Source organism: Allotamlana fucoidanivorans (genome assembly GCF_045788535.1).
Classification (GTDB): domain Bacteria; phylum Bacteroidota; class Bacteroidia; order Flavobacteriales; family Flavobacteriaceae; genus Allotamlana; species Allotamlana fucoidanivorans.
In genome coordinates this window covers 161,005-174,724 of the sequence record NZ_CP074074.1, presented here as the reverse complement: position 1 = coordinate 174,724, position 13,720 = coordinate 161,005, and the positions used below count along the sequence as shown (strand labels likewise).

The following is a 13,720-nucleotide window of genomic DNA, read 5'->3' as shown; positions in this document are numbered from 1 at the left end:
TTAAATGAAATCTTTTTTTGCGGTTAATTCAGCAATCTTACAGATTACTTCGGTAGCCTTTATCATACTTTCTACGGGAACGTACTCATAGCGCCCATGGAAGTTATGGCCTCCTGCAAAGATATTTGGGCAAGGTAACCCCATGTAGCTTAATTGCGAACCGTCTGTACCACCACGAATAGCTTTTATTATGGGGGTAATACCAATAGCCTCCATAGCTTCTTCTGCAATATCAACAATATGCATTACGGGTTCAATCTTTTCTTTCATGTTGTAATACTGATCTTTAATCTCTGTTGTTATGACTTCACGCCCGTATTGCGAATTCAGTTCAGCCGTTAGTTTTTTCATGACTTCTTTTCTGGCTTCAAAATGGCCCTTATCATGATCACGTATAATATATTGTAATTCGGTTTGCTCAACGTCACCTCTCATGTCATGCAAGTGAAAAAAGCCTTGATAACCATCGGTATGTTCAGGTGTTTCCATTCTTGGTAACGAATTGATAAACTCTGTGGCAATGTACATGGAATTAATCATTTTTCCTTTGGCATATCCTGGATGCACAATTTTACCTTTAATTTTAATCACCGCACTGGCAGCATTAAAATTTTCGTATTCAAGTTCTCCAATTTGACTGCCATCCATAGTGTAAGCCCAATCGGCTGCAAATTTTTCAACATCAAATTTGTGGGCGCCGCGCCCAATTTCTTCGTCTGGCGTAAAACCTACTTTAATTTTTCCATGTTGAATATCTGGATGATTAATTAAATATTCCATGGCCGAAACAATTTCACAAATGCCAGCTTTGTCGTCGGCTCCTAATAGGGTAGTGCCATCAGTAGTAATTAATGTTTGCCCTGTATACTGTCTTAAATCTTCAAAGTAATCAGGAGAAAGTACTATATGTTCTTCCTTATTTAGCAAGATATCTCCTCCCAGATAATTTTCATGAATTTGAGGTTTTACATTTGCTCCAGTAAAATCTGGAGAGGTATCAAAATGAGCAATAAAGCCAATAGTGGGCACATCATGTTCAACATTACTAGGTAGAGTCGCCATGATATAAGCATGTTCATCAATAGAAACATCTTCCATGCCAATAGACTTGAGCTCTTCGGCAAGTTTTTTTGCCAAATTCCACTGTTTCTCTGTGCTGGGGGTTGTTTTTGAATTGGGGTCAGATTCAGTATCTATAGTGACATAACTTATAAATCGGTTTATGATGTGTTCTTTTGAAATCATTTGGGTAATGTTATTTAGATTAAGAAATAAAAAGGCTGATTTTTAATGGGGTAAACAAAAAATGCAACCAGCTTCTAAAATACAATTATTAATTTTTTTTAACATAGGATTTAACCAATTTTTTATTTACAGCAATTAGACTTATTTTTGCACAAATATTACTGATGTACAAAACTTTACTTCGCCCAATATTTTTTTCATTTGACCCTGAAAAAATTCATCATTTTACGTTTTGGTTAATAAAATTCACGTCAAAAATCCCTGGTTTTTCGGCTTTATTTAGATCGCTTTATGTGCTTGAAGACAAGAAGTTAGAAAGGAATGTGTTTGGACTTACCTTTAAAAACCCAGTAGGATTAGCTGCAGGGTTTGATAAAAATGCTGTGTTATATAATGAACTTGCTAATTTCGGATTTGGTTTTATTGAAATAGGTACGGTAACACCCAAAGGTCAGTCAGGAAACCCAAAAAAAAGATTGTTTAGATTAAAAGATGATCAGGGTATTATTAACAGAATGGGGTTTAATAATGATGGGTTACAAGCTGCTATTTCACAACTTAAAAAGAATAAAGGAAAACTGATTATAGGTGGTAACATCGGAAAAAATACAGCTACTTCACCAGAAGGTTACACCGATGATTATTTAGAGTGTTTTAAGGCATTACATCCTTATGTGGACTATTTTGTTTTAAATGTGAGTTGTCCCAATGTGGGAAGTCACGCGAAATTAAACGATAAAGATTACTTAGAAGAATTGATTGGAGCTGTTCAAAAAGCCAATAATCAATTTGAAAAACAAAAACCCATTGTATTAAAAATTGCGCCAGATTTAAATCAAGGTCAGTTAGATGAAATTATAGAGCTAGTAACAGCTACAAAATTAGATGGCGTTATAGCCAGTAATACCTCTACAGATAGAAGTGGATTGAAAGCCTCAGAAGAGTTATTAAACCAAATAGGTAATGGCGGACTTAGTGGGCAACCTATTAAAAGTAAAAGTACGCAGGTAATTAAATATCTTGCCGAAAAAAGTAATAAGACTTTCCCAATAATAGGAGTAGGCGGTATACATTCTGCTGCTGATGCCTTAGAAAAATTAGATGCTGGAGCCGATTTAGTTCAAATTTATACAGGCTTTATTTATGAAGGTCCTGGTTTAATAAAACAAATTAATCGGGCTATTTTAAAGCGATAATAGCGCTATTGTTTTATAAAACGTTTTATTATTTGATTATTAGAATGATTTATAAATAACACATAGCTTCCCGCTGGTAAAATACTTACGTCTATTTGGTTGTTTTGAATTCTACCAGTTTGTAATCTTTGTCCCTGAATATTTGTTATAAAATAATGAAGGTCATCACTCGTATTTATGTTTATTTGCAATGAACCATCTTTAATAGGATTAGGGTAAATACGAAGATGGGTTTCTGCATCTTCATTTGGTTTTGAATTAGCTTGTTTTTCCGAATTGATAAAATTTTCTTTGGTAGATTGAAAATACGCATACATTCTAGCTAATTGCATTGGTGAGAAACTTGTTCGGCAAGCCTTTCTAGAATATGACATGATATTGTGGGTGTCTGGTGTAAAAACAGCACCATGAGCATCCGTCAACGTTCCTGTATATTCGCAAAAATTATTAACGTTAGCCAAAGAAAGCATGGGGTCTGCGGGTGTATCACAAATACCATCACCATCGGTATCACAATTACTTCCATCAACCAATTCGGTGGTTAATTTAGTATTGCTTGGACCATGGGTATGCGATAAGGAAAAAATATGCCCCATTTCATGAGCTAGTGATGAATCATTTAAAGCACAAAGGTTCTTCATGACAATAATATGCTTGTTTTCATCATTGATACTATAGCCACATATACTATTTCCTGAAGCATTTTCAATATAGTTTATGAAATAAATGTTGATTATATTAGGTTCATAATGCGCAGATATAAACGCTTTTTCATCCCCTTTTTTAAATTCAAAATAGTCACTTTGATTGATGAAATTTATATCTTCAAACGCAAAAAACTTAAAAAACGTTTCTGCGTAAATACTATTTAAATTCTCTAAAGCAGATTCAACCTCACTACTTGTTAAACCTTCGGTACCTTCAGAATTTCTAATGATGTGAAATTTAATAGGAATAGGGTGTTCTGTTTTTTCTGGTTGATGCTTTTTTGTGCTATTTAGTTTTTTATATTCTTGTTCTAAATATTTAATTTGAGGTTTAATACTATTTATATAGGCTAAAGTTTCTTGGGGTGTCTCTGTGTCACAACCTAAATTACTAGCATCCTGAGCGTTAATAACTACACACATCAAAAGGGTCAATGATGTAAAGAGATGGGGTTTTATTGCTTTGAGGGGCTTCATGAAACTTAATAGTTACAATCAAATGTAGATTGTAGCTAGATGTTTGGGTAATAAAAACGATAAGTTGCAAGAAAAGTCGACATATAAAGAAAACATGATGTAAGTTTTATTGATATTTCAATTTAGTAGAACATCTTTGCTGCGTGATATACCTTGAATCTTTTTTAGAGCATGATTTTATGATAAGAGATTCCAGTTTAAGAAACGATGATGATAAAATATTTTCAAAAAAATAATAGTACATTTATCGACCTGTAAAATCAAAATGACAACACCAATAAAAATAATAGAGTGCCCAAGAGATGCTATGCAGGGTATAAAACAGTTTATACCTACCAGCAAAAAGGTGCAGTATATTCAGTCTTTACTTCGGGTGGGTTTTGATACTATTGATTTTGGAAGTTTTGTATCTCCAAAGGCTATTCCTCAAATGGTTGATACCGCTCAGGTATTGGAGCAATTAGATTTGAGTACTACTATAAGTAAGTTGTTGGCTATTGTTGCTAATACAAGAGGTGCTGATGATGCCTGCGTACATAACAACATTAATTATCTTGGTTTTCCGTTTTCTATTTCCGAAAATTTCCAAATGCGTAATACCCACAAGACCATACAACAATCGGTTGAAACACTTCAGGACATTTTAAACATAGCTGATAAGAACAATAAAGAAGTGGTTGTTTACATTTCTATGGGATTTGGAAACCCCTATGGCGATCCGTGGAATGTTGATATTGTAGGTCAATGGACGGAAAAGCTAGCCAATATGGGTGTTAAAATTTTATCCTTGAGTGACACCGTTGGTACATCTACACCAGAAACTATCACTTATTTATTTTCTAACTTGATTCCTGCTTATCCCAAAATTGAATTTGGAGCACATTTACACACAGCACCACATTCTTGGTTTGAAAAGGTTGATGCAGCTTATAAAGCTGGGTGTATTCGGTTTGATGGAGCTATTCAAGGTTTTGGTGGCTGCCCTATGGCAAAAGATGAATTGGTGGGTAATATGCCTACCGAAAAGCTGCTTTCCTACCTCACAACCAAAAAAAACAATCCACTGAATGCTTTGAGTTTTGAGAGTGCTCATAACGAAGCATCAAAAATATTCAAAAATTACCATTAAAAATAACTATGTAAATTGCTTTAAATAAATAGGTTATGTTTTTGTTTTAACTTTTATTTAAATTTAATCTAAATAAACTTTGTGTAAGTAATAATGAGTTTTATATTTGCAGCGTCAAATTAACATTTATTTAAAATAAGTCTAAATAAAAACAACAAATCAAAGTTAAAATGAGAAAACTAACCTTATTTTTATCAGTTTTAATAGCTACCATTTCTGGGGCGCAAACAGTACAAGATAGTATAACTTTTGACCCTCAGAAACAATTAAATGCTGCACAACGTATTCTTTCTGGAAATTACGGAAAAGCAGTAACAGTTGGTGCTTATGGCGAGTTAACCTACAATCAGCCAGAGGCAGGAAGTGGCGAGTTAGATGTGCAGCGTCTAGTATTATTATTTGGTTACAAGTTCAACGAAAAAACCCAGTTTGTAACAGAGGTTGAGTTTGAGCATGTAAAAGAAGTGTATATTGAACAAGCATTTATTAATTATAATGTGGGTTCAAACGTTAGTTTGCGAGGAGGTTTAATGTTAGTGCCTTTTGGTATTATCAATGAATTTCACGAACCAACTACGTTTAATGGTGTTGAAAGACCAGGACTTGATAACGTAATTATCCCAACAACCTGGAGAGAGATAGGTATTGGAACTGCAGGTAGATTTAATGAACTATCATTAGGTTACCAGGCCTATATTTTTAACGGATTTAAAGGCACCTCTTTTGATGGTGAAAACGGATTGAATGGTTTATTAGCAGGAAAAAACGGATTGCGTGGTGGGCGTCAAAAAGCAGCAGAATCTACAATAAGCAGTCCAACATTTTCAGCAAAACTTGATTATTATGGTATTCCTGGTTTACGTTTAGGTTTAGCGGGATATTTTGGTGATACTCAGGTTGATGATGAAGCTAAAGATATTGACGGTTCTGTTATAGGGGTTTCTATGATTGGTCTTGATGCACGTTACGCTTACCAACGTTTCACAGCAAGAGGTCAATTTGTTCGTGGTCAATTGTCAGGAACTGAGGCTTACAACAATGCTACTGGTAAAGATTTGGGTAGTGCTTTACAAGGCTGGTATATTGAAGGTGCCTACAATTTATTACCCCAGGAAAAACAACAAAGACTATTTGCATTTGTTAGATATGAGCAGTACGATACCCATGCAGAAACAGCAGGAAGTTTAATGCGTAATGACGCCTATAATAAAACTGATATAACCACAGGGTTAAGTTATCATATTGCCCCTGGTGTAGTAGTAAAAGGAGATTACCAGTTTAAGGATAATGCCGTTGATGGTGGTCATGTGGCAAACCAACTTAATTTTGGTTTAGGGGTTTGGTTCTAGTATTTGGGCGTTCCCCCTTTGGGTCGGGCTTTCGCTAGTCGCTCTTTGCAAGGAGCTCCAACAATGGCTCAATCCCTAACGCAATAAAATAAAGGCAATTACTGTAAGGATCGGTAATTGCCTATTTAACATTTTAGTTGCAAGTAGAATAAAAAACAATATTTTTGTATTATGATTTTGAGAAACGTTTTATTAGGTGTATTAGCTTTAGCTTTAATGTCTTTTGGTTGGCCTAAAAGCATTCAAAAAAAAGTGCATAAAGAAATTGAAAAAACCTTTAACCTTGAGGCCTTTAATTTAAAAAATATTTCACTATCTCAAGACATAATAGGTGAACTGCCAGCAACGTTTAATGAAGATAATTTCTTTAAAATTGAATCTAATAGTGTTTTAACGGGATACGCATATCTTTCAAAAGCGCCCAGTAAAACAGCTCAATTCGATTATTTAGTGTTACTAGATAAAGATTTAATTGTTGTAAAAACTAAGGTGCTCGTTTATAGAGAAGAGTATGGAGGTGAAATAGGTAGTTCGCGTTGGTTAAAACAGTTTACAGGAAAACAAGGTGGCGATCAATTAGATTATGGTGATAATATTATGGCTATCTCGGGGGCTACAATCTCTGTAAGATCTATGACCAATGCCATGAATAATTTATTAAAATCTTTGAAAATCATTCAAAGCAAATCTCTTTTGTAAATGAACTTAAACGGATTACTATTTACCTTTCCAAAAGAGATTAAGCTGTTAATTGGGGTGTTTTTAGTTGTTTTAAGTATTGGCTTTTTTACAGGCTTGTTATTTGTAGAAGAAACCTCATCAGCAAACCCTAATGGTATTGAAGAACAGTATTTAGGTAATGAAGATGATGAAAATGCAGCGGTCATGCGTTTTAAAAAAAGCGATCAAGAAATGCTCACTCTGGTTCATAATCATATCTTATCTATGTCTATTATTTTCTTTTTGTTAGCGCTTATAGTATCTACTACTAAGCTTCAAAAGAAAATAAAATTATTTTTAATGATAGAACCGTTTATATCGGTTGTGCTTACCTTTGGCGGGTTATACTTACTCTGGTCTGGTATGCTCTGGATGAAATATATTGTCATGTTTTCAGGTCTGCTTATGACTTTATCCTTTTCAGGATCTGTAGTATTAGTACTAATTCAGTTATTTAGAAAACACTAATAAAAAAGTTCTCTCCATTTTTTCTACACATCTTTATACTGTCTCTTTTCAAGAAATCTTAAATTCTTGAATAGCTAGACTATAAAATACAATTCTCTGTATTTATCATGAAAAATGCAAAGCATTTTCAATAGAAATTACTGTGCTTTAACATGTATAGTATTTTAGATTGTGTTAACAATTCAAACGAAAAAAATGTGTATATTTGCACGCAATTATAACTGTAATTGCATCATGACTGCACATCAAAATAAAATAGTAGGAGAAGGCCTAACCTACGATGACGTTCTATTAGTTCCGGCTTTTTCTGAAGTGCTTCCAAGAGAAGTTAACATACAAACCAAATTTACAAGAAACATTACCATTAACGTACCTATCATATCTGCGGCTATGGATACGGTAACCGAAAGCAAAATGGCTATTGCCATGGCGCAAGAAGGCGGTATTGGTGTGTTGCATAAAAATATGACTATTGAGGCGCAAGCCATGAAGGTGAGACGTGTAAAACGTGCAGAGAGCGGTATGATTATAGATCCAGTGACATTACCACTTACAGCTACTGTTTTTGATGCCAAACAGCATATGGCTGAGCACGGTATTGGAGGTATTCCTATTGTTGCTGAAGACAATACGCTAAAAGGTATTGTAACAAATCGTGATTTGCGCTTTGAACACGATAATAAAAAACCGATTACAGAGGTAATGACTGGAGAAAATCTGGTAACCGCTGCGGTTGGAACTTCTCTTAAAGATGCTGAAATTATACTTCAAAACAATAAAATAGAAAAGCTACTTATTGTTGATGATCATTATAAGTTATCAGGTTTAATTACGTTTAGAGATATTACAAAATTAAGCCAAAAGCCTAACGCAAATAAAGATCAATACGGTCGGTTACGTGTGGCTGCGGCTATTGGAGTGACTGGCGACGCTGTAGATCGAGCCGAAGCGCTTGTAAATGCTGGTGTTGATGCAGTTGTCATTGATACAGCGCATGGGCATACCAAAGGTGTAGTAGGCGTTTTAAAAGAACTAAAGATTAAGTTTCCTGAGCTTGATGTTATTGTTGGAAATATTGCAACGGGTGCAGCAGCAAAATACTTAGTTGAAGCTGGTGCAGATGCTGTAAAGGTTGGTATTGGTCCAGGGTCTATTTGTACTACACGTGTTGTTGCAGGCGTTGGTTTTCCTCAGTTCTCAGCTGTTTTAGAGGTGTCTGCCGCAATTAAAGGAACAGGCGTGCCTGTGATTGCTGATGGCGGTATTAGATATACCGGAGATATTCCTAAAGCTATTGCTGCGGGAGCAGATACAGTAATGTTAGGGTCGCTATTAGCAGGAACTAAAGAATCCCCAGGGGAAACTATTATTTATGAAGGACGTAAGTTCAAATCATATAGAGGTATGGGATCTGTTGAAGCTATGAAAGAAGGTAGTAAAGATCGTTATTTCCAGGATGTAGAAGATGATATTAAAAAATTAGTACCAGAAGGTATTGTTGGCAGAGTACCCTATAAAGGTGATTTGTTTGAAAGTATTCACCAGTTTATAGGTGGTTTACGTGCAGGTATGGGGTACTGTGGGGCAAAGGATATTGAAACGCTTAAAGAAACTGGACAATTTGTTAAGATTACTGCAAGTGGAATAAACGAAAGTCATCCGCATGATGTAACCATTACCAAAGAATCACCTAATTATTCTAGATAGGAATAAGAGGTTTATAAATCAAAAAAAAGGGTCTAGGTATTTATCATAGACTCTTTTTTTTGTTCTTAAATGTCTAGTCTTGAATGTTTAAATTTAAACCGACATTAAAGAAGAGGGGTAACCCTTTTTTATGGTTAACATAAGAAAAATCAAAATTGACCGGGCCTAATATAGAGTGGTATGAAAACGAAGAACCCACTGAAACTAGAAAACTGGTTTCAGATGTATCAATCCATTTAGCATTGATGTTGGGAGAAACCATTTCCTTTAGAAAGCTATCTGCTTGATTAAAACCAACTGTGGCTAAATTAAGATAGGGTGTGATGTATATATTTCTTAAGGGGTTTGTCTGTAAAGCAGTACGAACTTTTAAGAATTGGGGAACGAGAAGGCTATAATCACCCAAACCATTAAAATTGTATGAATCGCGTCTGTTTTGAGGTAAAAAACCTCCTAGAGTATATTGAGCACCTTGTCCGTATTCAGCATATGATACTTGATGGTCGCTGAGCTTGTCAATAAAAGTTAACCCAGAGGTTAATCCCACTACAAAAGATAAGTGATTTGAAAGAGGCAAGCGTTTTTCATAATCGAGGCTAAACTTGGTGAAATTATTTGTTTTTCCTGAGATATTAAATTCAAAATTTTCATCAAATTGCACATTAACACGGTTATAAAAAGATCTGGATAAACGCATATTAAGTGCAGAACCATTGGTTGGAAAGAACACTTTATTCATGCTGTTCTTTATAAAATAAAAACTCAGTTCTATAGTGTTGCTTGCATAGCGTCTTAAATCATAAATGTTATTATTAATACTCGGGTCAGTTCTTGGTTTTATTTTATTATGCTCATAGTTGAAATCAAAACCAACGTAACTGAATAAAGGATTTAAATCTTTGTTCAGTTGAATATTCGACCTGAAATAATTGCTTGACAATTCTTCACCTAGTTTACCATTTATATAATGTCTTTGTTTTGATTTTTGACCAAAAGCATAGGTACGCCACCACCACTGTTTTGTTTTACCTACATTTTGCTGATAGTCTATTCTAAATTTAGGTTGTTCAGCAATATCAGCCCCTAAAAGTAAGCGTGATGAATAACCAAAAACATTTCTTCTGGTGTAATTTAAAACGAGACCAACGCCTTGATTGGAATCATAATGAATGGTACCACTCAATTGACTTTTAGCTTTTTCATAACCTTTTAGCACAAGAACAGTTTCATGGTCACTCAATTTTAAATGATAAGTTATTTGATTGAATATTTCAGTACCCATAGCCTTGTCAACGGCTGCTTTCAATTCTGCCGAGGTATATTTCGTTTTAGGATAAATATTCATTCTAGCCTGAAATAAGCTCATATTTTGAGCACTAATGCCATGATACTCAATAGCATCAAAATAAAATTCATCTTTAACCTCGGGCAGTTCATGCTGGCGTTGTTTATATGTTTTAAGCCTTTGAGACAGCGCAACTAACTCAGGTAATTTTTTATGGCTTTCAATGAGACCTTCTTTGTAAATTTCAGGACTTTTTATAAAATCTTGAGTGGAATAGGTTAGGTTAGGGTAGTGGTCTATTAGAACATCACACAATTTCTGATTAGCAGGATTTTTTATGTTGCTAGTCATCATTGAGGTTTGAAATAAAATAGTAGTAATATTATTAAGATTTTCAAGAGGTTCCATACCGCCACCAACATCACTTCCTATAATAATGTCGGCACCTAATGCTTTAGCAACATCTGTGGGGAAATTATTTAAAACACCGCCATCAACCAACAAGGTGCCATTATACCTTACAGGTTCAAAAATACTAGGGATTGACATACTCGCTCTAATAGCCAAACTCAATGAACCTTCTTTAATCACTATTTGCTTTCCGTGTACCAAATCGGTTGTTACAGAACGAAATGGGATAGGGAGTTTGTCAAAATCCTGAACACGATAAACGGGGTATAATAAAATGGTTAATAGTTCTCTTAAATTTTGATCTTTTAATAGGGCTGGTTTTATTTTAGGCTTACCATCAATCACCTCTAGGTTAACTAAATACCTGTTAAATTCACTTTTTTCTTGTATGCCAACACTACGCATGGCAACGGTTCCGCCAAGAATGTCATCCCAATCAACCTGCATGGTTAGTTTTTCAATCTCATCACCAGAATACCCCGCGGCATAAAGACCACCAATAACACTGCCCATACTGGTTCCAACCACTAAATCGGGTACAATACCTAAACTATCAAGTTTTTGTAAAACAGGTATGTGAGCCACACCTTTAGCGCCGCCACCACTTAAAACTAAAGCAACTTTTGGTTTTTTATCTTGTTGTGCAGAAATGGTATGAAGGGTTAAAAGTAACCCTATAATGATGAGTTTAAATTTCATAAATCAAAAATGATATATTGAAACAAATGACGTTTCAATATATCATTTTTATTTGAGTTATAAGCTATAGGTAAGACCTATATTAATATTTCTTCCCATATTAAAAATACCATCGGGTCTCAGTCTTGATAAATGACTTATATAGGTTTTATCTGTAAGATTTGTACCTGCAATGGTAACGGTAAGTTCTCGGTTAAAAAGGTTGAAAGTACCTCCTAAGCCAGCGCTCCAAAGCGTATAACCTGAGGTTTCAAGTTCATTTGGTGCTACATTGGTCATATTAAAAGTAGATTGTGCTTTTATAAAAGCATAGCCTTTATCTATCCAATTTCTGTCAAACTCAACTCTAATGGTGTTTTTTACTGTATTTGCAGGAATTAATGGTAAATAGTCTTTGTTTTCCTGAATACCAGTAACGGTTTCAAAAGAGTTTTCATAATGTAGCCAATCCAACGGATGTGGGTGTAAATGAAAACCAAATTCGCCACCATACAAATGTGCATTATTTTGCGCGTATTGATAAACAGGACGGTCATTTATTACCTCGCCTGTTGGAGATAGGTAGATGTACTTGTTAATTTGATTTAAAAACCCGTTTATAAAAAACTCTAAGTGTTTATTTTTATATTCTAGAGTAACATCTGTTTGAAAATTTTCCTCATTGTTAAGATCAGGATTACCAATTTCAATCCTGTTAGCACCTGAATGAAAACCGTTTGATGCCAATTCAGCTAAATTGGGAGCACGGAATCCCGTTGCCAGATTAACTCTGGCAGTTAGGTTTTTGGCGATATTTGTTTTTACTCCAAAGGCACCATTGACACTATTAAACTTTCTGTATTTACCTTCTAAGTTTTCAATATGGCGTTTATCAAAACGCCCACCTATTTGTATATCGAAAGTTTCAAAATGGATGTGAGACGTAGCAAATATACCTGTGTCAAAGGTCACAGCATCTGGGATGAGCTGTTCTTCCCCATAATTGGTGTTTCGCTGATACATGCCTTGAACACCTGCAATGATTTCAAATTTTCCAAATTCAGGTAAGTGATATTGAATGTTGTAATTGGCCGTTTTTAATTTCATTTGAAGCTCAGGGTGTAGATCGGTTTCATCCTCATGGTCGTGATCATCATCTTCTTCCTCTTCTTCATCATCGTCATGGTCATCGTGCTCATCATGATGGTGGTCGTCAAATTCTTTTCTGTCGTTGTATATGTATCCTAGATTGACGTTAAGTTTAGAATCATTAAAGAATACGGTAGATTTTGAACTAAAAACATGATTGGTGATGTCTTGAAAAGGTAATAAAGGCGTTTTATTTAAGCTTTGTTCTTCAACCTCTTCAGGTATACCTAGTTTAGAATTATTCACATTATACCTAAATTCTGTTTTAAAGGTATTGACTTGATAGCCAACACCAGCTTTAAAATCTTTTTCGTTAAAGCGCGTGTTGGTAACACGATACGCTTTGGTGTCATAATCTGAATGCTCTGCTACGCTTCCTCTGAAAAGAAACTTAAAACGCTCATCAGAGGCTCTGTATCCTGCTGAGGTATTAAAACCTTCGGTGCTACTAAAATACATGGCACGCACATCACCTTCAGAAGTCCCTGCATAAGCAAAACGTTCTGGATTTAAATAAAGCACGCCTCCAATGGCATCACTACCATAAAGCAGTGAAGCCGGTCCTTTTATAACCTCGATACTTTCAATACCCGCATCATTTACACCTAAACCATGCTCACCGCCAAATTGTTGATTTTCTAAACGAACACCTTGGGCGTATACAAGCACACGGTTTGAGCTTAATCCTCTTATTACGGGTTTACCAATACCTACACCTGTTGAAATATTTTCTACACCAGCAACATTTGAAATACCATCGGCAAGTGTTATGGCGCCTTGGGTTCTTAACTCTTTTATAGTTTCATGTTCTACTTTCATGACATTCTCACTTTGCAGCTTATGAAACGGAGTAGAAATGATTATGCTTTCCATTTCTATCGCAGTAGGGTTAAGTACTATGTTTAAAGTTTCTTCTGTAGGAATTTTTAGTTTTAAAGATTGATTTTCATAACCAATCATTGAAAATAAAATTGAGTAATTCCCTGAGGGTATGTTGTTTATAGTAAATTTCCCTTCTTGATTTGATGCAGTACCTTTTTCCAGTTCAGAGATATAAATATTTACTAATTCTAATGTTTTATTAGTTTCGGCATCAGTAATAATACCTTGAATAGTGTTTTGCCCTTCCATGTTTACAAATACAAAAAAGAGCATGAGATATATGTAATATTTCATAATTTATGATTTAGTTTAATAAA

Annotated in this window: 10 protein-coding genes; 6 read left to right on the top strand and 4 right to left on the bottom strand. The window is 34.8% G+C overall.

Annotation, left to right across the window (positions count from 1 at the left end; all coding sequences use genetic code 11):
• A complete protein-coding gene (gene pepT / locus KFZ70_RS00900) occupies window positions 1-1,245 on the bottom strand; it encodes a peptidase T (RefSeq protein WP_139696513.1) in 1,245 nt (414 codons plus the stop codon).
• A gap of 164 nt (window positions 1,246-1,409) precedes the next feature.
• Here pepT and KFZ70_RS00895 point away from each other — a divergent pair, with 164 nt between their 5' ends.
• Entirely contained in the window at window positions 1,410-2,441 is a 1,032-nt protein-coding gene (locus KFZ70_RS00895) for a quinone-dependent dihydroorotate dehydrogenase (RefSeq protein ID WP_139696511.1), read from the top strand.
• A gap of 5 nt (window positions 2,442-2,446) precedes the next feature.
• On the opposite strand, the gene KFZ70_RS00890 is transcribed toward KFZ70_RS00895, so the two are convergent.
• A complete protein-coding gene (locus KFZ70_RS00890; RefSeq protein WP_158293201.1) occupies window positions 2,447-3,571 on the bottom strand; it encodes a zinc-dependent metalloprotease in 1,125 nt (374 codons plus the stop codon).
• Between the two features lie 319 nt (window positions 3,572-3,890).
• On the opposite strand from KFZ70_RS00890, the gene KFZ70_RS00885 reads away from it, so the two are divergent.
• The 5 genes from KFZ70_RS00885 (at window position 3,891) to guaB (ending at window position 8,998) form a co-directional block, all read left to right on the top strand.
• The gene (locus KFZ70_RS00885; protein ID WP_139696507.1) at window positions 3,891-4,754 is read left to right on the top strand and encodes a hydroxymethylglutaryl-CoA lyase; all 864 of its coding nucleotides are present in this window, start codon (window positions 3,891-3,893) and stop codon (window positions 4,752-4,754) included.
• A gap of 170 nt (window positions 4,755-4,924) precedes the next feature.
• Window positions 4,925-6,103, top strand: a complete 1,179-nt coding sequence (locus tag KFZ70_RS00880; protein ID WP_139696505.1) for a hypothetical protein — start codon at window positions 4,925-4,927, stop codon at window positions 6,101-6,103.
• Between the two features lie 171 nt (window positions 6,104-6,274).
• Window positions 6,275-6,802 (top strand): FMN-binding protein, encoded by a 528-nt coding sequence (locus KFZ70_RS00875; protein WP_139696504.1) that lies wholly within the window; start codon window positions 6,275-6,277, stop codon window positions 6,800-6,802.
• Complete coding sequence (locus KFZ70_RS00870) at window positions 6,803-7,291, top strand: hypothetical protein (RefSeq protein WP_139696502.1); 489 nt, start codon at window positions 6,803-6,805, stop codon at window positions 7,289-7,291.
• A 234-nt stretch (window positions 7,292-7,525) separates the two neighbouring features.
• Window positions 7,526-8,998: an IMP dehydrogenase gene (gene guaB / locus KFZ70_RS00865; RefSeq protein ID WP_139696499.1), complete on the top strand. Its 1,473-nt coding sequence runs from the start codon at window positions 7,526-7,528 to the stop codon at window positions 8,996-8,998.
• Between the two features lie 73 nt (window positions 8,999-9,071).
• Here guaB and KFZ70_RS00860 read toward each other — a convergent pair whose 3' ends face one another.
• Together KFZ70_RS00860 and KFZ70_RS00855 are read right to left on the bottom strand one after the other, a co-directional pair.
• The gene (locus tag KFZ70_RS00860; RefSeq protein WP_139696497.1) at window positions 9,072-11,393 is read right to left on the bottom strand and encodes a patatin-like phospholipase family protein; all 2,322 of its coding nucleotides are present in this window, start codon (window positions 11,391-11,393) and stop codon (window positions 9,072-9,074) included.
• Between the two features lie 57 nt (window positions 11,394-11,450).
• Window positions 11,451-13,697, bottom strand: a complete 2,247-nt coding sequence (locus KFZ70_RS00855; RefSeq protein WP_139696496.1) for a TonB-dependent receptor — start codon at window positions 13,695-13,697, stop codon at window positions 11,451-11,453.
• Window positions 13,698-13,720: the final 23 nt, after the last annotated feature.

Bases quoted from the DNA above. Each gene is read 5' to 3' on its own strand.
- KFZ70_RS00885 (WP_139696507.1), top strand. From the start codon at position 3,891: ATGACAACACCAATAAAAATAATAGAGTGCCCAAGAGATGCTATGCAG.
- KFZ70_RS00880 (WP_139696505.1), top strand. From the start codon at position 4,925: ATGAGAAAACTAACCTTATTTTTATCAGTTTTAATAGCTACCATTTCT.
- KFZ70_RS00890 (WP_158293201.1), bottom strand. From the start codon at position 3,571: ATGTGTGTAGTTATTAACGCTCAGGATGCTAGTAATTTAGGTTGTGAC.
- KFZ70_RS00875 (WP_139696504.1), top strand. From the start codon at position 6,275: ATGATTTTGAGAAACGTTTTATTAGGTGTATTAGCTTTAGCTTTAATG.
- guaB (WP_139696499.1), top strand. From the start codon at position 7,526: ATGACTGCACATCAAAATAAAATAGTAGGAGAAGGCCTAACCTACGAT.
- pepT (WP_139696513.1), bottom strand. From the start codon at position 1,245: ATGATTTCAAAAGAACACATCATAAACCGATTTATAAGTTATGTCACT.
- KFZ70_RS00855 (WP_139696496.1), bottom strand. From the start codon at position 13,697: ATGAAATATTACATATATCTCATGCTCTTTTTTGTATTTGTAAACATG.
- KFZ70_RS00895 (WP_139696511.1), top strand. From the start codon at position 1,410: ATGTACAAAACTTTACTTCGCCCAATATTTTTTTCATTTGACCCTGAA.
- KFZ70_RS00870 (WP_139696502.1), top strand. From the start codon at position 6,803: ATGAACTTAAACGGATTACTATTTACCTTTCCAAAAGAGATTAAGCTG.
- KFZ70_RS00860 (WP_139696497.1), bottom strand. From the start codon at position 11,393: ATGAAATTTAAACTCATCATTATAGGGTTACTTTTAACCCTTCATACC.